Annotated in this window: 20 protein-coding genes; 9 read left to right on the top strand and 11 right to left on the bottom strand. The window is 65.5% G+C overall.

Annotation, left to right across the window (positions count from 1 at the left end; translation table 11 throughout):
* Nucleotides 1-16: 16 nt before the first annotated feature.
* On the bottom strand, nucleotides 17-1954 hold the full coding sequence (gene acs / locus ACW172_RS01410) for an acetate--CoA ligase (RefSeq protein ID WP_492033420.1): 1938 nt from the start codon (nucleotides 1952-1954) through the stop codon (nucleotides 17-19).
* 178 nt (nucleotides 1955-2132) lie between these two features.
* Between acs and ACW172_RS01405 the strand changes: the two genes are divergently transcribed.
* Complete coding sequence (locus tag ACW172_RS01405; RefSeq protein ID WP_492033419.1) at nucleotides 2133-4361, top strand: TonB-dependent receptor; 2229 nt, start codon at nucleotides 2133-2135, stop codon at nucleotides 4359-4361.
* A gap of 94 nt (nucleotides 4362-4455) precedes the next feature.
* Nucleotides 4456-6114 (top strand): flavin-containing monooxygenase, encoded by a 1659-nt coding sequence (locus tag ACW172_RS01400; RefSeq protein ID WP_492033418.1) that lies wholly within the window; start codon nucleotides 4456-4458, stop codon nucleotides 6112-6114.
* A gap of 13 nt (nucleotides 6115-6127) precedes the next feature.
* Here ACW172_RS01400 and ACW172_RS01395 read toward each other — a convergent pair whose 3' ends face one another.
* The 6 genes from ACW172_RS01395 to ACW172_RS01370 all read right to left on the bottom strand — a co-directional run bounded on the left by ACW172_RS01395 (nucleotide 6128) and on the right by ACW172_RS01370 (nucleotide 12365).
* Nucleotides 6128-7129 carry a LysR family transcriptional regulator gene (locus tag ACW172_RS01395; protein WP_492033417.1) on the bottom strand — a complete coding sequence of 334 codons (1002 nt, stop codon included), beginning with the start codon at nucleotides 7127-7129 and terminating at the stop codon, nucleotides 6128-6130.
* Nucleotides 7130-7285: 156 nt separating this feature from the next.
* On the bottom strand, nucleotides 7286-8032 hold the full coding sequence (locus ACW172_RS01390) for an SDR family NAD(P)-dependent oxidoreductase (protein WP_492033416.1): 747 nt from the start codon (nucleotides 8030-8032) through the stop codon (nucleotides 7286-7288).
* 29 nt (nucleotides 8033-8061) lie between these two features.
* Nucleotides 8062-9066 carry an NADP-dependent oxidoreductase gene (locus ACW172_RS01385; protein WP_492033415.1) on the bottom strand — a complete coding sequence of 335 codons (1005 nt, stop codon included), beginning with the start codon at nucleotides 9064-9066 and terminating at the stop codon, nucleotides 8062-8064.
* The gene (kce, locus tag ACW172_RS01380) at nucleotides 9066-9989 is read right to left on the bottom strand and encodes a 3,5-dioxohexanoate:acetyl-CoA acetone transferase (RefSeq protein ID WP_492033414.1); all 924 of its coding nucleotides are present in this window, start codon (nucleotides 9987-9989) and stop codon (nucleotides 9066-9068) included. Before kce ends, ACW172_RS01385 begins: the two co-directional genes overlap by 1 nt.
* A gap of 9 nt (nucleotides 9990-9998) precedes the next feature.
* Nucleotides 9999-11183, bottom strand: coding sequence for a CaiB/BaiF CoA transferase family protein (locus ACW172_RS01375; protein WP_492033413.1), 1185 nt, complete (start codon nucleotides 11181-11183; stop codon nucleotides 9999-10001).
* 15 nt (nucleotides 11184-11198) lie between these two features.
* Nucleotides 11199-12365, bottom strand: a complete 1167-nt coding sequence (locus ACW172_RS01370) for an acyl-CoA dehydrogenase family protein (RefSeq protein WP_492033412.1) — start codon at nucleotides 12363-12365, stop codon at nucleotides 11199-11201.
* 184 nt (nucleotides 12366-12549) lie between these two features.
* Here ACW172_RS01370 and ACW172_RS01365 point away from each other — a divergent pair, with 184 nt between their 5' ends.
* The gene (locus ACW172_RS01365; RefSeq protein WP_492033411.1) at nucleotides 12550-13530 is read left to right on the top strand and encodes an alpha/beta hydrolase; all 981 of its coding nucleotides are present in this window, start codon (nucleotides 12550-12552) and stop codon (nucleotides 13528-13530) included.
* Between the two features lie 11 nt (nucleotides 13531-13541).
* Nucleotides 13542-14600 carry an alcohol dehydrogenase gene (locus ACW172_RS01360; protein ID WP_492033410.1) on the top strand — a complete coding sequence of 353 codons (1059 nt, stop codon included), beginning with the start codon at nucleotides 13542-13544 and terminating at the stop codon, nucleotides 14598-14600.
* Between the two features lie 7 nt (nucleotides 14601-14607).
* On the opposite strand, the gene ACW172_RS01355 is transcribed toward ACW172_RS01360, so the two are convergent.
* The 4 genes from ACW172_RS01355 to ACW172_RS01340 are packed head-to-tail and all read right to left on the bottom strand — an operon-like array spanning nucleotide 14608 to nucleotide 18536.
* On the bottom strand, nucleotides 14608-15984 hold the full coding sequence (locus ACW172_RS01355; protein ID WP_492033409.1) for a spinster family MFS transporter: 1377 nt from the start codon (nucleotides 15982-15984) through the stop codon (nucleotides 14608-14610).
* Nucleotides 15950-17194: an acetyl-CoA hydrolase/transferase family protein gene (locus tag ACW172_RS01350; RefSeq protein ID WP_492033408.1), complete on the bottom strand. Its 1245-nt coding sequence runs from the start codon at nucleotides 17192-17194 to the stop codon at nucleotides 15950-15952. Before ACW172_RS01350 ends, ACW172_RS01355 begins: the two co-directional genes overlap by 35 nt.
* A complete protein-coding gene (locus ACW172_RS01345; RefSeq protein ID WP_492033407.1) occupies nucleotides 17191-18081 on the bottom strand; it encodes an HpcH/HpaI aldolase/citrate lyase family protein in 891 nt (296 codons plus the stop codon). The genes ACW172_RS01350 and ACW172_RS01345 overlap by 4 nt, the downstream gene beginning before the upstream one ends.
* Complete coding sequence (locus tag ACW172_RS01340; RefSeq protein ID WP_492033406.1) at nucleotides 18078-18536, bottom strand: MaoC family dehydratase; 459 nt, start codon at nucleotides 18534-18536, stop codon at nucleotides 18078-18080. Before ACW172_RS01340 ends, ACW172_RS01345 begins: the two co-directional genes overlap by 4 nt.
* Nucleotides 18537-18725: 189 nt before the next feature.
* On the opposite strand from ACW172_RS01340, the gene ACW172_RS01335 reads away from it, so the two are divergent.
* Genes ACW172_RS01335 through ACW172_RS01315 form a run of 5 tightly spaced genes read left to right on the top strand, consistent with a single transcriptional unit; the run spans nucleotide 18726 to nucleotide 24341 of the window.
* Nucleotides 18726-20204, top strand: coding sequence for an aldehyde dehydrogenase family protein (locus tag ACW172_RS01335; RefSeq protein WP_492033405.1), 1479 nt, complete (start codon nucleotides 18726-18728; stop codon nucleotides 20202-20204).
* A 37-nt stretch (nucleotides 20205-20241) separates the two neighbouring features.
* Entirely contained in the window at nucleotides 20242-21366 is a 1125-nt protein-coding gene (locus tag ACW172_RS01330) for an epoxide hydrolase family protein (RefSeq protein ID WP_492033404.1), read from the top strand.
* A 10-nt stretch (nucleotides 21367-21376) separates the two neighbouring features.
* Nucleotides 21377-22549, top strand: coding sequence for a CaiB/BaiF CoA transferase family protein (locus ACW172_RS01325; protein ID WP_492033403.1), 1173 nt, complete (start codon nucleotides 21377-21379; stop codon nucleotides 22547-22549).
* Nucleotides 22546-23553 (top strand): NADPH:quinone oxidoreductase family protein, encoded by a 1008-nt coding sequence (locus ACW172_RS01320; RefSeq protein ID WP_492033402.1) that lies wholly within the window; start codon nucleotides 22546-22548, stop codon nucleotides 23551-23553. The genes ACW172_RS01325 and ACW172_RS01320 overlap by 4 nt, the downstream gene beginning before the upstream one ends.
* A complete protein-coding gene (locus ACW172_RS01315; protein WP_492033401.1) occupies nucleotides 23550-24341 on the top strand; it encodes an EthD domain-containing protein in 792 nt (263 codons plus the stop codon). The genes ACW172_RS01320 and ACW172_RS01315 overlap by 4 nt, the downstream gene beginning before the upstream one ends.

Genomic DNA, 24341 nt, shown 5'->3' with positions numbered 1-24341 from the left:
TCTGCGGCTGCCACGCTCACCCCACCCTGTTCTTCACCAGATCCTTGACCACACTTGGATCCGCCAGCGTCGACGTATCCCCCAGCGACCCCAGGTCGTTCTCCGCGATCTTGCGCAGGATCCGCCGCATGATCTTGCCGGAGCGGGTCTTGGGCAGGCCGGGGGCGAACTGGATGGCGTCGGGGGCGGCGATGGGGCCGATTTCGTGGCGGACCCGGGCGATGAGGGCCTTGCGCAGGTCGTCGGAGGGGACGACGCCGGCGTTCAGGGTGACGAAGGCGTAGATGCCCTGGCCCTTGATGCCGTGGGGGAAGCCGACCACGGCGGCCTCGGCGACGTCGTCGTGCAGGACAAGGGCGCTCTCCACCTCGGCGGTGCCCATCCGATGGCCCGAGACGTTGATGACGTCGTCGACCCGGCCGGTGATCCAGTAATAGCCGTCCTCATCCCGGCGGCAGCCGTCGCCGGTGAAATACTTGCCCGGATAGGCGCTGAAATAGGTGTCGAAGAAGCGCTGGTCGTCGCCCCAGACGCCGCGCATCTGGCCCGGCCAGCTGTCGGTGATGACGAGGTTGCCGCTGTTGGGGCCGTCCAGCACCACACCGTCCGCATCGACCAGTTCCAGCTCCACGCCCGGCAGGGGTTTGGTCGCCGAACCGGGCTTGAGGTCGGTGGCGCCGGGCAGGGGGGAGACGAGGATGCCGCCCGTCTCGGTCTGCCACCAGGTGTCGACGATCGGCAGCCGGCCCTCGCCGACGACCTCATGATACCAGCGCCAGGCCTCGGGATTGATCGGCTCGCCCACCGAACCCAGCAGGCGCAGGGACTTGCGGCTATAGCGCTTCACCGGCTCGTCGCCGTCGCGCATCAGGGCGCGCAGGGCGGTCGGCGCAGTGTAGAAGATCTCGACCTTGTGCTTGTCGACCACCGACCAGAAGCGGCCGTTGTCGGGATAGTTGGGCACCCCCTCGAACATCAGGGTCGTGGTGGCGTTGGCCAGCGCGCCATAGACGACGTAGCTGTGGCCCGTGACCCAGCCCACGTCGGCGGTGCACCAGAAGACCTCGCCGGGGCGATAATCGAAGACCAGTTCGTGGGTGTAGCTGGCCCAGAACAGATAGCCGCCGGTGGTGTGCATCACCCCCTTGGGCTTGCCGGTCGAGCCCGAGGTGTAGAGGATGAACAGCGGATCCTCGGCGGCCATCGGCTCGCAGGGACAGTCGTCGCTGACGGTCTTCACCGCCTCCTCGAACCGCACGTCGCGGCCCTCGACGATCGGCACGTCGGCGCCGGTGTGGGCGAAGACCAGCACCTTTTCGACCGACACCTTGGTCAGGGCCTCGTCGACATTGGCCTTGAGCGCGATCCGCTTGCCGGCGCGCAGGCCCTCGTCGGCGGTGATGACCACAGTCGAGCCGCAGTCCTCGATGCGGCCGGCGATGCTGTCGGGGCTGAAGCCGCCGAAGACGACGGAGTGGATGGCCCCGATGCGGGCGCAGGCCAGCATGGCCACGGCGGCGGCCGGGATCATCGGCAGATAGATGGTGACGCGGTCGCCCTTCTGGACACCGAGGTCCTTGAGCACATTGGCCATGCGGCAGACCTGACGGTGCAGCTCCGCATAGGTGATGGCGCCCGAGACCGACGGATCGTCGCCCTCGAAGAGAATCGCCGTCTGATCGGCGCGTTCGGCCAGGTGCCGGTCGACGCAGTTGTACGCCACGTTCAGCACGCCGTCGGCGAACCAGTGGATGTGGAAGTCGTCCTTCGCGAACGACACGTCCTTGATCTTCGTCGGCGCGGTGATCCAGTCCAGACGCTTCGCCGCCTCGGCCCAGAAGGCGTCGGGCGTGTCGCGCGCCGCGACCCGCGCCGCCTCATAGCCCGCCCGGTCCATATGCGCCTTCGCCGCCCAGTCGGCGGGGACGGGATAGAGTTCGGGTTCCGTGCTCATGTCCGCTGGATATCGCTTTTGACGATGGCGGCCTCATACGGCGTCGCTATAGGCGACAGAGGCATTTGCTAGTTCCGATACACAGTGGCCAATGCCACTCCTTTCATGCCGGGCCTTGATCGACAGCATAGATCAGGCCGGTGGCGGACGAACGTCTGTCGAAAGCCAAGGACAAGACTTGCTGGCGCCTTCGGGCGTCAAGCGGGCATCCACGCCACATGGGAGGCATCAAATGTTCACTCGCAAGAGCCGTTATTCGCAGTCTCGTTCAGAGTTCCTTTTGGGAGCGTCGCTCGGCGCTCTCCTGATGACGGCGGCTCCCGCCTTCGCCCAATCGACGGGTCCCGCAGACGCCGAGGCACAGGAGCCGCAGGCGACGACGTCACTGGATGAAGTCGTCGTCACGGCGCAGCGCCGTTCGGAGAGGGTCCAAGATATTCCCGCCGCCATCTCGGCCTTCGGGAGCGAGCAGCTGGAGAATGCTGGCGTGGTCAACACCCGAGACCTCGCCACGGTGACCCCCAGTCTTTCCTTCACCCTGAACAGCTACGCCCCGCAGGCGGCCATCCGCGGCATCGGCACGCGGGGCGTCAATCCGGGCGACGAGTCGGTGGTGCCGATCTACCTTGACGGCGTCTATCAACCCTTTGTCGTCGGCGCCCTGTTCGAGCTCAGCAACATCGAGCGCATCGAGGTTCTGCGGGGTCCGCAAGGCACTCTGCTGGGGCGCAACGCGACGGGCGGGGCCATCAACATCATCACGGAGTCGCCGCGTCCCGGGTTCAGGGGCAAGGCCTCAATCGGCTATGGAAGCTACAATGAGCGGTCGGCGAACCTTTACCTGAACGGTGGTTCAGACCTCGTGGCCGCCAGCTTCGGCGCGGACTACATCAAGGATGACGGCTATGTTTATGACGTCACCAATAGCCGTCATTTCGGGAGCATCGACAGCATCACCCTGCGCGGCAAGTTGCAGTTCACGCCCGACGATCTGACTACAATCACGCTCGCGGCGACCTACGCCGACCGCTACGACGACAGCTCGATCGCGAACTTTGCGCTGAATGGCAACACGATCGCGCGTCAGGCCAATCCGACCGTGCCGATCGAGACGTGCTGCTTGCGCAGTTCGCAGGATTTGGGCTTCGCACCCAGCCTGAGCACGACGCAGAAAGGTGCCAGCCTGACGATCGTGCGTCAGTTTGAGCCCTTCACCCTGACGGCGATCTCCGGGTACCAGGAGAACGAGCTGGCCTATTCGGCCGATATCGACATGACGCCCGTGAACGCGTTCCGGCTGGCTTCGAACCAGTATGACGAGAGCTTCAATCAGGAGCTCTTCGCAGCTTCGGCTGGCGACGGTCCGTTCAGTTGGGTTGTTGGCGCATTCTACTTCAAGAACAGCGCGGGCCAGAATCCGCGCAATCTCAACGGCGGCCTGATCTACACCGACACTCACGCCGAAGCCTGGGCGGTCTATGCTCAGGGCAGCTACGACATCACCGAAGCATTGAGCCTCACCGTCGGCGGTCGCTACAGCAACGATACCAAAAACGCCCAGGCGCGGAACGGCACCAATACCCAGGTCCTGCCGTTCACCGAGAAATCGTGGGACAGCTTCAACCCTTCGGCCTCGCTGGACTATGCGATCAGCGACAAGACCAAGGCCTATCTGCGCTACGCGACGGCCTTCAAGTCCGGGGTGTTCAACGCCACCGGCTTCGCGCCCGTCCCGGTCGATCCCGAGCAGGTCAAGAGCTGGGAAGTGGGGATCAAATCGGATCCCCTGCCGTGGCTGCGGACCAATGTTGCGGCGTTCACGACCGACTATCAGGACATCCAGATCTTCGCGCGGTCTCCCGATCCGAACAACGCCTCCGTGATCCTGCAGAACGCCGCGTCGGCGACCATCAACGGGATCGAGGGCGACGTCACCCTGAGACCGGCGCCCGCGTTCAACATCGTCGTCAGCGCGGCCTATCTCGACGCCAAATACGACAGCTTCCCGCTGGCACAATCCTTCGTGGCCAGACCCGGGGGCGGCAACACCGCAGTGATCATCGACGCGAGCGGGCACCGGATGACGCGGGTTCCCGAGGTTACCGCCAGCCTGAGCATGGACTACACCTTCCGGGCTTTCTCCGGCGATCTGAACATGTCCGGAAACATCTACTACAACGGCGGCTACAACTGGGGCGTCGACGACCGGATCAAGCAGGACGCCTATACGACCATCAACGGTCAGGTGTCGTGGACCACGGCGGACGGCCAGTACAAGATCGCCCTGTGGGGACAGAACCTGACCGATTCCGACCATCTGGCCACGGTGTCCTCCGCCGTTCTCGGTGATCAGGGCGCCTATTCCCGACCGCGCACCTTCGGCGTGCGGTTGACCTCCAACTTCTAGCGTTTCCTCCCCGACTGGCCGGCCGCCGTCAGGCGGTCGGCCACTCTTTTGCTTTTTTCGCCTTTCGAGTCCTCGCCTCCGTTCAGGTACAGTGATGAGCACCCCCCAAGCCGCAGACACTTCTTCAAGCCGCCGATATGACGTCATCGTGGTCGGGGCCGGCTTCGCGGGCCTTTACCTCCTGTACCGGCTCCGGAAGATGGGCCTGTCCGTCATCGCCTTGGAAGCCGGCGATGACGTCGGCGGTACCTGGTACTGGAACCGCTATCCGGGCGCGCGTTGCGATGTGCCGAGCCTGCAGTACTCCTTCTCCTTCTCGCCTGAGCTTCAGCAGGAGTGGACCTGGAGCGAGAAGTATGCCGCCCAGCCGGAAATCCTGTCCTATATTCAGCACGTCGCCGACCGGTTCGACCTGCGCGGCATGATCCGTTTCGAGACCCGGGTGGAAGCCGCTCATTACGACGAGGCCGGGAACCACTGGGCGGTTCGAACGGATCGTGGCGACACCTATGAGGGGCGCTACTGCATCATGGCGACCGGCAGTCTGTCGGCTTCGCGTTTGCCGGACATCGAGGGGATCGAAACCTTCGAAGGTCGGATGCTGCACACCGGCCGCTGGCCGCAGGAGGGCGTGGACTTCACCGGCCGTAAGGTCGGCGTCATCGGCACCGGTTCCTCCGCAGTCCAGGCCATCCCGCAGATCGCCGCCCAGGCCGAGAATCTGACGGTCTTCCAGCGTACGCCGAACTTCGCTGTTCCCGCCCGCAACCGCCTCCTGTCCGACGACGAGGTCGCTGACTGGAAGGAAAACTACGACGCCCACCGGGATAGGGCGCGTCAGACCCGATCAGCCATGCTCTACGAATATGGCGACAAGTCCGCGCTGGACGTGTCGGAGGAAGAGCGCAGAACGGAGCTGGAGCGGCGTTGGCGGAACGGTGGCTCCAACTTCCTCTACGCCTACAACGACATCTTGCGGAATGAGCAGTCCAACGCGCTCGTGGCCGATTTCATCCGCGAGAAGATCGCGGACATCGTCCAGGACCCCGACATCGTCCAGAAGCTGACTCCGCGAGACTATCCGGTCGGCTCCAAACGGATCTGCGTCGCGACCGACTATTATGAAACCTACAACCGGCCGAACGTCTATCTGGCGGACCTTCGGTCGGAGCCTATCGAGCGAGTTACGGCCCATAGCGTGGTGACGTCGGCGGGAGAGTACCCGATCGATGATCTCGTCATGGCGACGGGTTTCGACGCGATGACCGGCGCCCTTTCGGCCATCGACATCCGCGGCGCCGAGGGCGAGGTTCTGAAGGAAAAATGGGCTGCGGGACCGAGGACCTATCTGGGAATGATGACGGCCGGGTTCCCTAATCTGTTCATGGTCAACGGACCGGGGAGCCCGTCCGTCCTGAGCAATATGGTCATGTCCGTCGAGCAGAACGTGGACTGGATCATGGACTGTATCTCCGCGCTCGGCGCCGGGCCGGACGCCCTCATCGAGGCGGACCGGGCGGCCGAAGATGCATGGGTGGACCACGTCAACGAGGTTGCGGCGCCCACGCTCTACGGCAAGGCCGCGTCCTGGTATATGGGGGCGAACGTTCCCGGAAAGCCGCGCGTGTTCATGCCCTACGTCGGGGGCTGGTCGACCTATGCGGCCAAGACCCGCGATGTTGCCGAACGCGGCTACGAGGGGTTTCACATCGGCGGCAGGTCTGCGGCCCCGACGACCGCCAGCGCCTCCTGACCCCGAGGGGCGGTCAGACGGCGCGGAGGTTTGCGCGCCGTCGTCCTTGGGAATTCGGGAACAGCGAGGTCGGCATGCTGCGGATCACAGGGTTGGAGATCACGCGATCCTCCTTCTCCATGTCATCCGCCATCTTGCGCGTCAGGCGCTGGACGAGATCCCGAACCGCCAGCTGTGCGGGGCCCAGCGGGCGGCTGGCAAGACTGACCAGTGTCATCAGACCCCGCATGTCCGGGTTGACCACGCGTCGGGCCTGTAGGACGCCCGAGACGACGTCCTCATGAACACAGGCGCGGGGCAAAACGGCGAAACATTCGCCGGAGCGCGCAAGGGCTTTGAGAGCCTGCGCCGATTCCGTCTCGAAGCGCGGCGCGAGCTGCAGGCCACGGCGCGCGGCGGCGTCGTCGAGCGCCTTGCGCAAGGTCGTTGACGCGCTCGGCATCGCCAGAGGCAGGTCGAGGATGTCTTCAAAATCGATTTCGTCGGAGTGGGGCTCGCCATTGTTGCGGCCCACCAGGCAATAATCTTCCCAGTAGAGCGGCACGGATTCCAGCTCAGGCGTTTCCGGGAGATTAAAGCAGGTGATCAGATCGATGCGGCCTTCCTGAAGCCATTCGTAAAGGGCCGAGGTGCTGGCGTCGACGAGGTAGAGACTGACGTCGGGCATCTCCTCGCGCGCAGCGCGATAAAGGTCGGCGGCAAGAAGCGAAGGCATGGCGGATGTCAGGCCGATGGAGACGTAGCCGCTCGGCCGTGCGTTCCGGTCCTTCAACGCCGAGACCGAATCCTGGTGGTATTTCAGAAGCGTGACCGCGCGATCGTAGAGGAAGGCGCCGTCCGGCGTCAGCTCCACGCCCCGGTTGCTGCGTGTCACCAGGGTGGTGCCCAGCTCCGCCTCGAGGTTGGCGAGATGAACGCTGAGGGCCGGCTGGGCGACGTGAAGGCGCTCGCTGGCCTTCATCAAACTGCCGGTTTCCGCCATCGCTACGAAATAGCGAAGATGCCTGATTTCCATGGTCCGACCCTCCCTGGATCGATCGGATTCCGGCCTCGACCTCTCATTGAACGGAGGTGCGATGGACCGGATATCCAAAGAGAACGGAACCATGCTTCGCCGGGTGGCGCAAGCAATCCGGGCCTGTGAAGCGGATCGTGATCGGGCGGGAGGGCCTCAGACGGCGTGAAAGCCGCCGTCCACCAGATGGACGCTTCCCGTGACGAACGACGCCTGTTCGGACAGAAGAAAGACCGCGACGTCGGCGACTTCATCAGCCGTTCCCAGCCGACCGATCGGATGTTTGCCGACCAGGATCTGACGGGCTTCCTCGGTGATCGACGCCAGTAGCGGTGTCTCGATGTATCCCGGAGCGATGGCGTTGATGCGCACGCCCGCCGGCGCATATTCGATGGCCGCGGACTTGGTCATGCCGATGACCCCGTGCTTGGCGGCGCTGTAAGCCGAGCCGGTCGCGCGTCCATGCAAGCCCAGGATCGAGGCCGTGTTGACGATCGCACCGCGACCGGCTGCGACCATATGGGGGATCTGGGCCTTCATGCCGTAGAAGACGGCGTTGAGGTTGACCTCCATCAGGTTGCGCCAGAGGTCGAGATCATAATCGGCAAGCCGTTGGCGGCTGCCTTCGATACCGGCGTTGTTGACCGCGAAATCCAGCCCTCCAAAGCGGTCGACGGTCTGTTGGACCGCAGTGGAGACGGCGTCGGCGCTGCGCACGTCAAGCACGATCGCCTGGGCGATCAGGCCCTGGTCCCGCAAGGAGGCGGCCGCCTGTTCGACAGCTTCGGCGTCACGATCCGTGAGCATGACGTTGGCGCCGCCTTCAGCCAGTTTGCGCGCCGCGGACAGGCCGATCCCGGAGGCGGCGCCCGTCAGAAAGGCGGTCTTTCCCGCAAAGTCCATGATGTGATCTCCCATTGGCCATTCCGATCTCAGAGTCGGATCAGGCGCTTTCCGCTGTTCTCGCCACGATAGAGGCCGGCGAGGGCGTCGGGGCAGGCCTCGATGCCGTCGAGGATATCCTCGCGATACGCCAGCCGTCCTGCACGAACCCAGTCGGCGAGCCGGGCGATGGCGGGCTCGTATTCGGCGATGTGATCGAACACCACAAAGCCCTGCATCCTCACGCGCTGGCGCAGCAGGTGGCGCTCGACACGCGGCCCCGTCGGCCAGTCAGACCAGTCGGCGATCGAGGCGGTGCCGCAGACGACGATCCGGCCGTTCACCGCCATCTGGCGATAGACGGCGTCGCTGATCGGCCCGGCGACATTGTCGTAATAGACATCGACGCCGTCCGGGCAGGCGGCCTTCAACGCAACGTCGACCGGCCCCGCGCGATAGTCGATGGCGGCGTCATAGCCGAAGTCCTCCAGGCAGGCCCGGACCTTGTCCGGACCACCGGCGATCCCGACGGTGCGGCAGCCGAGGATCTTCGCGATCTGGCCTGCCGCCGATCCGACGGCGCCGGCGGCGGTGGAGACGACGACGGTCTCGCCCGGCTTCGGGTCGCCGATCTTCGTCAGGGCCAGCAGCGCCGTAATTCCGTTGATGCCCAGAACGCCGAGCGCGAGCGATGCGGGAAGGTCTGTCTCCTTAACCTTTCGGATGATGCCGGAGGCCGGAACCGTGGCGTATTGCTGCCAGCCGAACCAGCCTGTGACGACGTCGCCTACCGCATAGTCCGGATGGTAAGACGTCACGACCTCGCCCACGGCCAGCGACCGCATGACGGCCCCGATCTCCACCGGGGCGGAGTAGTTGCCTTGATCGGCGATCCAGCCACGCATGGCGGGCTCGACCGAAAGGAAGGTATTGCGCACCAGAACCTCGCCCTCGGCCGGGTCGGCGATCTCACCATCGACGATGGCGAAATGCTCGGCCTGGGCCACGCCGGTCGGCCGGGCGATCAGCCGGCACTGGCGATTGACCGACACCATCAGAACGCGACCTTGTCGCCGCCCTTGAGAGACAGGATTTCGCGCGCCTCGTCCGGGTTGGCGATCTCCAGACCCAGACCTTCGAGGATGCGCCGGACCATGGTCACCTGAGCGGCGTTGGACGGCGCCAGCTCGCCCTTGCCGATCCACAGATTGTCCTCCAGCCCGACCCGGACGTGACCGCCCATGGCCGCGGCCTGGGCCGCCACTTTCATCTGGGAAGCTCCGGCGCCGAGGACCGACCAGCGGTAGTTGTCGCCGAAGAGCCGGTCGGCGGTGCGCTTCATGTGCAGCACCTCTTCAGGGTGCGGACCGATGCCGCCCAGAAGGCCGAAACAGGTCTGGATGAACAGCGGGGCCTTCACCAGACCCTCGGTCCAGAAGTAGTGAAGATTGTGCAGGTGGCTGGTGTCGTAGCACTCGAATTCGTAGCGGGCGCCGGTCTCGTTCAGGGTCTCAAGCGCGAAGCGGATGTCCTTGAAGGAGTTGCGGAAGACCAGGTCGTGGGAGCCCTCCAGCATGGCCGGCTCCCACTCATGTTTGAAGTCCTTGTAGCGCTTCAGCATCGGGAACAGGCCGAAGTTCATCGAGCCCATGTTCAGGCTGGCGACTTCAGGTTTCCAGACCGCAGCGGGTCGCACCCGCTCCTCGACGGACATGTAGGGCGAGCCGCCCGTGGTCAGGTTGATGACCACGTCCGAGGCCTGTTTGATCGTCTTGAGGAAGGGCTCGAAGGCTTCCGGCGACTGATCCGGGCGACCGTCCACGGGATTGCGCGCATGCAGGTGGACGATTGCGGCCCCGGCCTCCGCGGCCCCGAGCGCGCTCTCGGCGATCTCTTCGGCCGTCACCGGCAGATGCGGCGACATCGACGGGGTGTGGATCGAGCCGGTGACGGCGCAAGAGATGATCACCTTGGACATGAGAGCCTCTCAGTTCGCGGGGGTGAGGCGGGCGATCGCCGCATCATCCAGGCCCAGACGCGTCTTCAGGATTCTCGCGTTGTCGGCGCCTAGGGCGTGGCTGGGCTCCATAGGGATCAGGGGCACGCCGTCAAAGCGGAAGGGGGTCTGCTGGATGACGATCCGGCCCAGCACCGGATGATCCTGCCACTGCAGGGCGCCCCGGGCATGCATGTTCGGGTCCGTCATCACCTCTTCCAGGGTGCGGACCGGCGCGCACGGCACCTTGGCGGCCATGAGGCGATTGAAGAGCGCTTCCTTGGAATGCTGACGCGTGAAGTCCGCCACTGTCGCATCGATCAGGTCCATATGGGCGACCCGGGCCTTCAGGCTGGAGAAGCGGGGATCTTCCGCGAGTTCAGGCTGTCCCATGACCCCGCACAGCGCCCGCCAGTGAACCTCGCCCACACAGATGATGGCGATATAGCCGTCGGTGGTCGGGTAGACATTGTAGGGCGACTCCGCGAGGCCGCCGTGACGATTTCCGGTGCGGGTCGGGCCTGCGCCCGATGTGGTCCAGTGCATGCCCAGGTTGGAGCTCAGCGACGCATAGATGGCGTCCTGCATCGATACCTCGACGCGGCGGGCGACACCCGTGCGTTGCCGGTCGAAGAGGGCGGTGGCGATCGCGCCGTAAAGGTGGATGCCGGCGAAGAAGTCGGCGATCGCGGGGCCGGCCTTGACCGGAGGGCGGTCCGAGAAGCCCGTGATGTCCATGACGGCGCCCATCGCCTGGATGGTCAAATCCATGGCCGGATAGGCGGCGTAGGGGCCATCGCGGCCGTACCCCGAGCTGGAGGCGTAGATCAGTTTCGGGTTTTCCGCAGCCAGGCTCTCATAGCTGAGGCCAAGCCGGTCCATGACCCCAGGGGCGAAGTTCTCGACGATCACATCCGCCTGGGCGGCGAGGGCGCGCAAGGCCGATTTGCCTTCCTCGGTCTTGAGATCGAGGACGAGGGACGACTTTCCGCCGTTCAGCATGGCGAAGGGCAGGGCGGCGCCGCCGACCTCACCGCGGCGTCGCAGCGACTCTCCGCCCGGCGGCTCCACCTTGATGACCGTGGCTCCTCCGAGGGCCATCAGATAGGTCGCGTACGGACCGTTGTAGATCTGGCTCAGGTCCAGAACGACGATGTCCTCCAGCGGATAGGTCATATTCGGGCGCCCGGCTCAGTAAGACTTGGGAAGATCGAAGACCTTCTCGGCGATGAAGGACAGGATCAGCTGCTCGGTGACGGGCGCGATGCGGGGCAGGATGGACTCCCGGAAAAGGCGCTCCACCTGATATTCCCGCGCATAGCCCATGCCGCCGTGCGTCAGGACCGCTCGCGTGGCGGCGTTGAACGCCGCCTGGCCGGAGAGGAATTTGGCGGCGTTGGCTTCCGCCCCGCACGGCTGGCCCGCATCGTAGGCGAAGGCGGCGCGCAGACACATCCAGTAGGCGGCTTCCAGATGGGTCCAGCACTCCGCGATCGGATGCTGGACGCCCTGGTTCTGGCCGATGGGCCGACCGAACACCTTTCGGTCCCGGGCGTAGTCCGCGGCGCGTCGCAACGCGTCGCGCCCCAGACCGACAGCTTCGATCCCGACCAGCACCCGTTCGGGGTTCAGGCTGTCGAGAAGATAGTAAAAGCCGCGGCCTTCCTGCCCGACCAGATCCTCGTCCGGGATGAAGTAGTCGTCGATGAAGACGGCGTTGGAATCAACGGCGTTGCGGCCCAGCTTGTGGATCCGGCGGACCTCGATCTTGGTCCTGTCGAGATCGGTATAGAACAGGGTCATGCCGTCGGTGGACTTGCGGCACTGCTCCTTGGGGGTGGTGCGGGTCAGAAGCAGGATTTTGTCCGCCACCTGACCGGTCGAGGTCCACATCTTTCGGCCCGACACCCGGTAGCCGCCCTCGACCTTCGTCGCAAAGGTCGAGATCGAGGTCGTGTCCAGGCCGGCGTCCGGCTCGGTCACCCCGAAGCAGACCTTTTGCGCTCCGGTGATCAGCGGCGTGAGCCAGCGCTGTTTCTGTTCCGGCGTGCCATGGACGACGACTGCGTGAGGGCCGAACAGATTGATGTGGATGGAGGAGGCGGCCGACTGGCCGCCGCCCGACGAGGCCACGGCGTGCATCATGATGGCGGCTTCGGTGACCCCCAGGCCCGCCCCGCCCAGCTCTTCAGGCATGGTGATGCCCAGCCAGCCGCCTTCCGCCATGGCGGCGTGGAATTCCTGGGGAAAGCGCGCCTCAGCCTCGCATTCGGTCCAATAGTCGTCGTCGAAACCCGCGCAAACCTGTCGGACGCCCTGGTCGATCGCGCGTTGTTGTTCAGTGAGATCGAAATTCATGAGCTCACGCTAGGCGATGCTCAGAGGCGCGGGCAGTCACCGATTTTTTATGGCCTTCATACGCAGACTGTATGAGCGCAGCGGCGGTTCCATACGAACGCCCTATGAGCCCTAGCGGCATTCGGTATTTCGAAATCGGCGACGCCAGCGCCAAATCTCCTGTAGGCGTTCATGTCTCCTGAATTTGCTGATTTCCGGTGCTCCTTTGCAAGGCTCTGACCCCGCTGTTGACGCCCTGGGTCGCGTCGACCCCGAACTGCGGCCGGCGCTGGCGGTTCTCCCCGACCTCGGCTCGCTTTCGGAAGACACCCTTCCGGCGCTGAGGGGCGCCATGGGGGGCGGGGACCTTGAACCCGCACCGCCCGGACTGGACATCTGCTGGGTCGAATGCCGATCGGCGGGAGACGGTCCACCCGCCAACGCGCTGCTCTATCGACCGCTCGCGCCCCGGGCGGACCGGCGGGGCGCGCTCCTGTATATTCACGGGGGCGGCTATGTTTCCGGAAGCGCGTTGCGGGACGATCCGGCGGTGCGCGCCCTGGCGCTGGCTCTCGACTGCGTCGTCCTGTCCGTCGAATACAGACTGGCGCCCGAAACGCCCTATCCCGGCGCGCTCGACGATGTGTATGCGGGCCTCGCTTGGCTGCATGAGCAGGCTCAAGCGCTGGATGTCGACCCGGCCCGGATCGCGGTGCGGGGAAACAGCGCCGGCGGCGGGCTCGCGGCCGCCCTGACGTTTCTGGCCCGGGATCGCGGAGTCTTTCGCATCGCCCTGCTGGTGCTGGTCTACCCCATGCTGGACGATCGCACCGAGGCGCATCCCGTCGCCGGCCGCCATGTCTGGACGCCGCACGCCAACCGCTTCGGGTGGTCGTCCTATCTAGCTGGATCACCAGACGCGGCGTCGGAACGTGGTTACGCCGTTCCCGCGAGGGGCGTGAATCTGGCGGGGTTGCCGCCGACCTGGATCGGCACGGGGGGGCTCGACCTGTTCGTCGAAGAAAATCTGGAGTTCGGGCGTCGCCTGCTGCGGGCCGGGATCCCGACCGAGTTGCACGTCTATCCCGCCGCCTACCACGGCTTCAACCTGATCGCGACGGCCGCCGTCGCCCAGCGTTTCGAGCGGGACCTGCGGGCCGCCCTCGTCCGTGTTTTTTCGACCTGAAAGGAAATCCCATGAAAGCCTGGGCCGTTGTCGCCGCCGGTGAGCCGCTCGAGAAGATGGAGTTCCCGACCCCCGAGCCCACCGGGGGCGAAGTGCTGGTCAAGGTCAGCCACTGCGGCCTGTGTCACTCCGACCTCCATTTCTGGAAGGGCGAATACAACATGGGCGGCGGCAAGGTGATGAAGCTGGCCGAGCGCGGCGTGAAGCTCCCGCGTGCGCCTGGCCATGAAATCCTCGGCACAGTCGTCGCGGTCGGCCCACTGGCTATGGGCGCCAAGGTCGGCGACGTACGGGCCGTCTATCCCTGGATCGGGTGCGGCCAATGCCCGGCATGCCTCGATGAGCAGGACAATCTCTGCACCGGCGGGGCCCAGAGCCTCGGCGTCATGCACAATGGTGGTTTCGGCGACCATGTGCTGGTTCGGGACGTCAGATATCTGGTCGATCCCGGCAAGGTCGATCTGGCGCTCGCGGCGACCTACGGATGCTCGGGCATTACCGCCTACGGCGCGGTCAAGAAAATCATGCCCCTGGCGCCTGACCAGCCGGTCGTTCTCTTCGGAGCGGGCGGACTCGGCCTGACCGCGATCGCCATGCTCAAGGCGTTCGGTCATCGCAACATCATTTCCGTCGACATGAGCCAGGAGAAACTCGACGCCGCGAAGGCCGAGGGCGCCAGCGCGATCGTCGTCGGCGGCGAGGGCGTCGTCGGGCGCATCACCGAAGCGGCCGGCGGCCCGGTCGCGGCGGTGATTGACTTCGTCAACATCTCCTCCACCGCCCAGAGCGCCATAGATGTGTTGATGAAGGGCGGCAAGCTGATCCTCGTCGGCGTGACCGGCGGAGAGTTGACCCTGTCTCTCGCGGGGATGGTGTTCCGGGCGATCACCGTACAGGGAACCCTGATGGGCTCGCCCCAGGACCTCCGTGACGTCTTTGCGATGGCCAATGACGGGCGGCTGGCCGCTACGCCCGTTTCCGAAGTGCCAAAGTCCGACGTCAACGACGCCATGCAGCACCTGCATCACGGCGACGTCACCGGCCGGCTGGTGCTGACCGGCGACGTCTGACGACCGGTCAGGGGGAGGGCGGTTCTGCGCCCTCCCAGTCCCGGGCCAGGCTCCGCGAGGCCATCCAGTAGAACAGGATCGCGAGCGGATAGAGCACAAGCGCGCAGGCCATGATGGCGTAGTGCAGGGCGCTGTCGCCGAAGCGTGTGGTGAAGGCGTCGGAGACCGCGCCGAAGCAGTAAGTCCCGACGCCCAGACCGATCAGGTTGGTGATAAAGAGATAGATGGACGAAGCCGTCGCGCGCATGGAGGCGGGGGCGAGTTGCTGAACCGCCGCAACGCTTGGCCCGGTCCAGACGACGCTCATGGCCTGCGGAACGAGCAGGACGAGGAAGACGACGGTCAGGTTCGCCAGGGAAACCCCGGCCAACAGGAACGGAAAGCCGATCAGAAAGGCCACCGCAGGGACCAGGGCATAGGCCGCACGGTTCCGGCTGCCGAGATGATCGCTGATCCAGCCCCCGCCGATGATGCCCGCCACGCCGCCGATAAGCGTGATGGCCGAGAGGTATTGGGACGTCGTGACCAGGCCCAGTCCGTGCGTGCGGTGAATGAAGGCCGGCAACCAGAAGGCCAAGCCATAGCTGAGCATCGAGGCCATGGCGCTGCCGATGGACAGCCACCAGAAGCTCGGCTTGCGACGAACGTGGGTGAGGACGTCGACGAACGACGGTCTGACCTTCGCTCCGACGAGGGGCGCCGGGTCGAGGCGTCCGCGCACAGGCTCTCGCACGATGAGCAGGAAGACAGGCGCGACGAGAATCCCGATGATCCCCATCGTCAGGAAGGCGGTGCGCCATCCGTAGCTAGCTGCGAGAAAGCCGCCGATGAACAGGCCGATGGCCGAGCCGATCGGCAAGGCCAGGGTGAGCACCGCCAGCGCCCGGGCTCTCTGCTTGGGAGGAAAGTAATCCGCGACAATGGAGAAGGACGGAGCGACGCCACCCGCCTCTCCGATGCCGACCCCCAATCGGGCAAGGAACAGACCCCAGAATCCGGTCGCAAGACCGCACACCGCCGTAAAGCCGCTCCACAGCGTCAGGGAGGCGGTGATGATCCAGGTGCGATTGAACCTGTCGGCCAGTCTGGCGATAGGGATCCCCGTCGCCGTGTAGAAGATGGCGAAAGCGAACCCCCCCATCAGTCCCAGCTGGCTGTCGCTGAGCGTCAGGTCGGTTTTGATCGGCAGGGCCAGGATGCCGATGATCTGGCGATCAACATAGCTCAGGCAATACACGACTAGCAGCATGAACAGGACGAGGAACCGGTAACGGCTGCGTTCGCGGCCGGGAATCTCGGGCGTGGCTGAAGTCATGAGGTCGCCTTGTGAAACAGGGGAAACGGCAAGATCAGGAACGGGCGCTCCAGGCGGCGATGAGGCCATCCTGAAACACCGGAGCAGCGACCCTGATGAGGGCGGCGGCGCGCTCGTTGACGTCCAGACCTCTCAGGTCGGCGACGCCATATTCGGTGACCACGGTCTGAACATCGGTCCGGGGCAGGGTGCAGACGGCGGGTGCGCCGAGTTTCGCCACGATCCGGGATCGGGCGCCGCTCGCCGCGGTTGCGGGCAGGGCGACAATGCTCCGCCCCCCAGGGGATTGGATCGCTGCCCGTGCGAAATCGGGTGCACCGCCGGCGCCGCTGATGGCCCGACCTGCCGCGTGTTCGAGCGCGCACTGGCCGAAAAGGTCCACCTCGACGGCGGAGTTCACGGCGAAGAAGGCGTCGAGGCCGGCCAGGATTGCGGCGCCGTGGGTGACCTCGCAGCCGGCGACCCGCAAGCAGGATTGCTCGGCCGCCCAGTCGTAAAGAGCCTGTGATCCGACGAACACACAGGCCCGGTGATCGAATCCGGGATCCAACGCGCCGTTTTGCGCCAGCGCCATCACGCCGTCGCCGAACATCCCGCTGTGCAGCCTCAACGCCCTGCGATCACAGATCGCGGCCATGAGGGCGGCCGGAGTTTTCCCAAGACCGACCTGAAGCGTGGCCCCGTCCGGGATCAGGCCGGCGATGTGTTGTGCGATCGCCGCCGAGGCCGCGTCGATCGTTCCGGTCTCATAGCGCGGCAGATGAGTGTCCACCGTCGCGGTCGCCGAGAACCCGGCCATCGCGAACGCCGGGGCCCCCGAAACGGACGGCGTTCTGGTGTTGACGAGCCCCACACGTCGCGACGCCTGCCGCGCCGCGAGCGCCAGGAACTCCACCGCCGGGCCCGTCGAACAGTCGCCGTTCGAGTCCGGGGGCGCGACCTGGGCCACGCAAACATCGAATGTCAGTTCGCCGTCGGCCAGCATGCGCGTGAAGCCGCCGTAACCGAGCGGAAGGTGACGATAGCGTCCGGACCGCGCCGCCTCCTCGAACGCCGGCTGCATGAACAGTCCTGTCACCCTGGCAGTGGGGTGGAGGCGGTTGAGATCAAGAGTGTTGATGCCCGGAACGAGGCTTGTGACGATATTCAGACCGCGCGTAAGGGCGGGATCTTCAGCCCAAGCCGCCAGCAGCGCCGTAGGTTCTCCGCTGGAGCCCGGAACGAACACCCGGTCGCCAGGTCGGATCGCCTCCAGGACGGTCTCGATCCCACGGCTCACGGGGTTTTCGCCGCCATCGCAGCCAGAACCTGCTTCGCCTGTTTCAGGTGCGGGATGTCCAGCATTTTCCCGTCCAGCCCAACCACGCCCACGTCGCCCGCCTCGGCGAAAGCGGCGACGACGCGGCGCGCATGGGCGATCTCGTCCTCGCCCGGAGTGAAGGCCTCATTGATGCCGGCGACCTGCGCCGGGTGGATCGCGATCCGGCCGGAGAAGCCCTCGGCCCGGGCGGCCTTGCTGGAAGCGATGAGCCCTTCGTCGTCGCGGAAGTCGACATAGAGGGTTTCGATCGCTGGAACGCCGGCGGCATGGGCGGCCAGCAGGGTGAGGGATCGCACCATCCGGAACGTCAGGGCCCACTGTCCGTCAAGGCCCAGATTGGTCGAGGCCGTCACGGCCGTCGCCAGATCCTCGGCCCCCCAGGTCAGGCCGGCCAGCCGGTCGAGGCCTGCGGCGGCGTAGTCCCCCAGCCGGAACGGCGCGATCGCGGTCTCCGTCGCGACAGGAAGGATGCGGATCGATCCGCGAACCACGTCGAACGCGGCTTCGAGCGCATCAAGATGATGGCTCAGGGTGCGCACGTCTTCCGGACCGCCGGCCTTGGGCAACATCAATCCGTCCGGCGCGCCGGCGATCACCGCAGCCAGATCATCCAAGGCCATCGGCGTGTCGAGAGGATTGATCCTTACCCAGAGCTGGACCGCGCGCGCCTCTCGCGGCCGGGCTTTCAGAAAGGCCGTGACCTTTTCGCGCGCCATCGCCTTGTTGGCCGGAGCAACCGCGTCCTCCAGATCCAGGATCACCGCATCGGCGCCGCAGCCGTCGACCTTCGCCAGCTTCTTGTCGCTGTCGCCGGGAATGAACAGGAAGGACCGCAACGTGCTCATGCCGCCGGCTTCTTGCGCTGCAGGCCCGAGCGACGGCAGTGGGCGACCAGATCGCCATGCTGATTGAAAGCGCGGTGCAGATAGGTGACGACACCCTGGTCCGGGCGGCTCCTGCTCTCGCGCAGTTCCAGCACCTCGGTCTCGACGTGGATGGTGTCGCCGTGAAACAGCGGCTTGGGAAAGCGCACCTCGTCCCAGCCGAGGTTGGCGACCGCCGTCCCCAAGGTCGTGTCCCCGACCGAAATCCCGACCATCAGTCCCAGAGTGAAGGCAGAATTGACGATCCTCTGACCGAACTCCGTCTCCGTCCGGCAATACTCCTCATCGAGATGGAGCAGCGCCGGATTGTGGGTCATGGCCGTGAACAGGACATTGTCCGTCTCGGTCAGGGTGCGCCGGATCGGATGCTGGAAGACATCCCCGACCGACAGCTCGTCAAACCATTTGCCCGCCATGCCGGCCGCCTCCTTCCATTATGGCCGCCGCCTGGAGCGCCGATCCGCGTTTCTTGAAGGCGATGTTAGGACGGCGCTTGAACGGGACCCCCATAGAAAGGTCTTATCCGCGCTAGACCGAATTCGTATTTGGTCGGGCGAAACCCGCCCCCCAAGCTGCAAATCCCCAGGACAGACGGCGGACCCAACATGCCGAGCGCAACTCAACACCCCTTTCTCGACGGCAAGGCCAAGAAGCTGCTGATCGGCGGCCAATGGGTCGACGCAGCGTCCGGCAAGACCTTCGATGTCTACAATCCCTCTACCGGTCAGGTGATCGCCCAGGTCGCACAGGGTGACGCGGAAGACATCGATCGCGCAGTTCGGGCCGCGCGGGCCGCCTTCGATGGGCCCTGGAGCACCTGGAAGCCGTTCGATCGGCAGACCCTCATGCTCCGGATCGCCGACGCCGTTGAACGGGAGTTCGACGGCCTGGGTTTGCTGGAAACGCTCGACATGGGTGCGCCGGTCGCGCGGACGTCGAACTTCAAGCGCTGGATGCTCCAGACGCTGCGCTACTATGCCGCCCAGGCGGTCAATATTCGCGGCGAGGTCCTGGAGAACTCGGTTCCCGGCGCCTTCATGAGCTACACCGTGAAAGACCCTGTCGGTGTCGTGGGCGGAATCATCCCGTGGAACGGCCCGCTGATCACCCAGCTCTGGAGCATCTGCCCGACGCTCGCGACCGGATGCGCCCTGGTGTTGAAGCCGGCCGAGGAAGCGCCGCTGTCAGCCCTGCGGCTGGCCGAGATCATGATGGAGGCCGGGCTGCCGGACGGGGTGATCAACATCGTTCCGGGGCCGGGGCAGACGGCGGGGGCGGCGCTCGCCGCCCATCCGGATGTCGACAAGATCGCCTTCACCGGGTCCACGGCCACGGGCCGCAAGATCATCGAGGCCTCGGCTTCGAACATGAAGACCGTCGCGGTCGAGCTCGGCGGCAAATCGCCCGACATCGTCTTCGACGACGCCGATCTCGATATCGCCGTGCCGGGCGCGGCCATGGCCTGCTTCAACAATACGGGCCAGGTCTGCTACGCGGGCACCCGGCTTTTCGTCCAGCGCGGGATCCATGACGCCTTCGTCGAAAGGCTCGGCGCCTTCTCCAGAACGCTGCGGATCGGCGACGCTTCCGATCCCCGGACCCAGCTTGGCCCCCTTGCGTCACGGGCCCAGCTCGATCGCGTCAACGGCTATCTGCGCATCGCGGAATCCGAAGGCGCGCGTATCGTCGCCGGTGGCGGCAGGCCCGCCGATGTGACTTCGGAAGGCTACTATGTGGAGCCCACGGTGGTCGCGGGTGTGACCAACGACATGCGGATCGCCCGCGAGGAAATCTTCGGGCCGGTGGTCTCCGTCATTCCCTTCGACACCGAGGCCGACGCCATCGCCCTGGCCAATGACACGGACTATGGCCTGGGCGGCGGGCTGTGGACCACCGACGTGGGCAGGGCACACCGGGTCGCGCGCGCCATCCGGACAGGAATGGTCTGGATCAACTGCTACGGGGTCACGGACCCCAGCATCCCCTACGGCAGCGCCAAGATGAGCGGATATGGGGTCAAGGGCGGCCCCGGCCATATCGAGGAGTATCTGTACAAGAAGACCGTCTGGCTGCGGACGGCCTGACATGGCCGGGTGTGCGGGGGGCGTACGGCCGTTCGTCGTGGACTTGCCGCCGGCCCGGATCGCCGATATTCGCGAGCGCCTTGAGCGCGCCCGCTGGACCTATTCGGCCGCGGGAGGCGAGGACTGGCGTTATGGAACCGATCTCGACTGGCTGGCTGGCTTCGTTCGCCACTGGGTGAACGACTACGACTGGTCTCAGGCGCAACGCACGCTGAACCGCTGGCCCCAGTTCAAGGCCGAAATCGATGGGCTGGATATCCACTTCTACCATGAGAAGGGGTCGAACGCCCGCGCTCGTCCCCTGATCCTGACCCACGGATGGCCGGGCTCGGTTCTGGAGTTCCACGGTGTGATCGATCGCCTGGCTCACCCGGAGCGGTTCGGCGGACGCGCTGAGGACGGGTTCGACGTGGTCGTGCCGTCCTTGCCGGGTTTCGCGTTTTCCGATCGCCCGGCGGCGCCCATCGGTCCAAGACGGATCGCCGATCTGTGGCGAACGCTCATGACCGAACGGCTCGGCTATGACAGCTTCGCGGCCCAGGGCGGCGACTGGGGATCAGCGGTCTCCAGCTGGCTGGGATGCGATCACGCCGATGTGGTGGCGGGCATCCATCTCAACATGGTCTCGAGCTGGGTCGGCGATGTCGGGGAGCCGGAGACTGCGGAGGAGGGCGACTATCGGGCGGCTCTGGCCCGCGCCCGGACGACCGGCTTCGGTTATCACACCATTCTGTCGACCAAGCCCCAGACAATCGGCGTCGCCCTGTCGGATTCCCCGCTCGGCTTCGCCGCCTGGGTGCTGGAGAAGTTCAGGGACTGGGGCGACACCGGCGGCGATATCGACGCCCGTTTCGACCGGGACGTCCTGATCACCAACCTCATGCTCTATCTCGTCAATGACGCGGTGACGTCCTCAGGATGGATCTACAGCGGTCGGGTTCAGGAGGCGGCGCGGGGCGGCTACGCCGGTTTGCGCGTCGAGGTTCCTACCGGGGTCGCCGTCTTCCCGGCGGAGTTCATTCCCTATCCGCCCCGCGCCGTCGCCGAACGCACCTATGCGATCCGCCGATGGACGACGATGGCGGCGGGGGGGCATTTCGCGGCTCTGGAAGAGCCCGTCGCCCTCTCCGACGACATCCGCGCCTTCTTCGAATTTCTGTGAGGATCTGACGATGAGCCACTCTGAAGGACCCTTGACCGGCTATCGGATCCTGGAGATGGGTGCCAATCTGACCGGGCCCTTTGCGACCATGCTGCTGGGCGATCAGGGCGCCGACGTCGTGAAGCTCGAGACGGCCACGGGTGACCAGATGCGCTACGCGGGCGACACCCGAAAGGGCGTGACGGGCATGGGCACGATGTTCCTGAGCCTGAACCGCAGCAAGCGCTCCATCGTGCTGGATCTGAAGACGCCTGAGGGTTTGGCCCAGGCCAGAAAGGTCGCCGCCAGCTGCGACGCCGTCGTCCAGAACTTTCGCCCCGGCGTCGTCGAGCGCCTTGGGCTGGGCTATGAAGATGTGCGCAGTCTGAAGGACGATATCGTCTATGTCTCGATCGACGGCGTGGGAGATATTGGTCCGGATCGGGACCGGCGGGTCTACGATATCGTCGTCCAGGGACTTTCCGGTTTTGCCGGCGTGCAGGCCGACCGGGAAACCGGTGAGCCGCGCACCGTCCAGAACGCCGTCGTGGACAAGACTACCGGACTGATGGTGGCCCAGGCGGTCACCGCCGCCCTTCTAGGCCGCGAACGCACCGGTCAGGGTCAGCACGTGCGGGTCAGCATGCTGAACGTCGCCCTGTCGTTTCTGTGGCCCGAGGCCATGGGAGCCAGCACCCTCATCGGGCAGGATATTCGCCCGGGCGGCTCGATGGCCGGCGTCCGCTACGTCTATCCGACCCTGGACGACCATATCCTTCTGGGCTTCGTGTCCAACGACGAGTTCGCCGCCGTCTGTCGGGCGATCGACCGCCCGGCGCTCCTGCAGGACGGCCGCTTCGAGGGCGTCGGCCAGCGTTTCGTGAATGCGCGCGACCTGAACCCGCTGATCGCCGAGAGACTGATACAGGAGAAGACGGCCTACTGGCTGGAGCGGCTTCGCGCCGAAGACGCCGTGTTCGCCCCCGTCAATCGACCCGACAGTGTCCATCTGGATCCCCAGATCGTCGCGATCGGGGCCTTGCAGGAACATGACCATCCGGTCGTGGGGCGATACCGGCAACCGGTTCACCCCGTTCGCTTCGGATCCGCGCCGCGGGTGCTGGAACGCCATGCGCCCACGCTCGGCCAACACACGGGCGAGGTCCTCGCCGAACTGGGGCTGGTCGAGGGAGGCGGGTCATGAAGGCCTGGGTCTGTCGGCAGTATGTCGATCCCTTCGAGATCGCCATCGAAGACATCTCGCGTCCTGAACCTGCGGCTGACGAAGTCCTCATCGAGGTCGCCGCCGCCGGTCTCACCTTCGGCGAGACCCTTGTGCTTCAGGGGCAGTACCAGCTGACCCCGCCCTTGCCCTATGTCCCCTGCAGCGAATTGTCCGGCGTGGTTCGAGCCTGCGGTTCGGCGGTCACGCGGTTCAAGCCCGGGGACGCCGTCCTCGCGTTTTCGTTCACCCTCAGCGGCGGGGCGGCGGCCGACTACGCGGTGATGCCTGAAAGCTTCGTCTTTCCGAAGCCTGAGCGCATCAGCTTCGTCCAGGCCGCCGCGTCACCCATCAACTTCTGGACAGCGTTCAACGCCCTGAAGCGCCGGGGGAGCCTCAGGGCCGGAGAGACCCTGGTGGTGCACGGCGCCACGGGCGGGGTCGGGCTGGCGGCGGTCCAGATTGGCAAGGCGATGGGGGCCACGGTCATCGCCACGGGTGGGGACGACGCGAAGCTGGCGATCGTCAAACAACTCGGCGCCGACCATGTTCTCAACCACCGCACCGAGGATCTCCGGCTGGGGATCAAGGCTCTGACCGGCGGTCGGGGCGCGGATGTCTTCTTCGATCCTGTGGGCGGCGATCTTTTCGAGGTGTCGATGCGCGCCATCGCGGCCGGCGGCCGGATCCTTGTCGTCGGTTTCACGTCGGGGGTTTGGGCGCAGGCCCGCACCAACGTGCTTCTGGTGAAGATGATTTCGGTGATCGGGGTCGAGGCGCGTCTGGCGATCGAGACGACGGACGGTGAGGGGATGCACGATTTTCACGAGATGCTGACCTGGCTCGACACCGGGCGGATCGTGCCGTTCGTCAGCGAGGTCTTCGCCTTCGAGGATGCGATCGCGGGCTTCAAGGCCATTCGCTCGCGTACACACGTCGGCAAATGCATCCTTCAGGTCAACTCTTTGGAGGGGCAGGTGCGATGATCCGTCTGGTCCTGATGATGCGTCGCAGGCCGGATCTCACCCTGGCTGACTTCCAGGCCTGGTGGCGCGAAGAGCATGGTCCGTTGGTGGCGTCGTTCCAGTCCCGTCTGGGAATCCTGCGATACACTCAGAGCCATCGGGACATCCTGCCGAATGGAGACGACGCCGGCGCTGCCATCCGTGCAGCCCGGGGCGGCATGCAGGATCCCTATGACGGCGTTTCAGAGATGTGGTTCGAATCCGAACAAGCCTTGCACGACGCCGTTTCGGGTCCTGCCGGCAGGGCGGCGCTCGATCGCCTGATCGAGGATGAGGCGGGATCTGTCGATCTGTCCGCGTCGCCCTTCTGGCTGGCACGCGAGCATCCCCAAGTATCGATCCAGCATGACTCTCCCGTCGCCCGGCCAAAGACGGGCGTCGTCAAGCTACACTTTCCGATCCGGCAACCGACCGGGCTCTCCATGATGGAAGCCCAGGCCTATTGGCTTTATCGGCATGGCACGCTGGTCCGTTCCCATGCCGTTGCGCGCGGAATGTTGCGCTATCAGCAGGTCCATCGCGTCGAAAGCCAAGCGCTGACGGCGCTGGCCGACCGCCGGAAGTCGGATATCGATCCCTATATCGGCCACGCCGAGGCCTGGTTCGATCGGTTGATCCCCCGGACCGGACCGGAAGCCGAGGACTCTTCACTCAAGGCACTGGAGGATGAGCGCAACTTCATTGACTGGCCGCGTTCGAGCGCCTGGCTGTCCAAAGAGCTGCTGTTCGTCGACCGGTCGTGGGTATGA

This window comes from Brevundimonas sp. ALps5, assembly GCF_058681645.1.
Note: the sequence above shows the minus strand (reverse complement) of the source record. Positions and strands in the feature narration are given on the sequence as shown.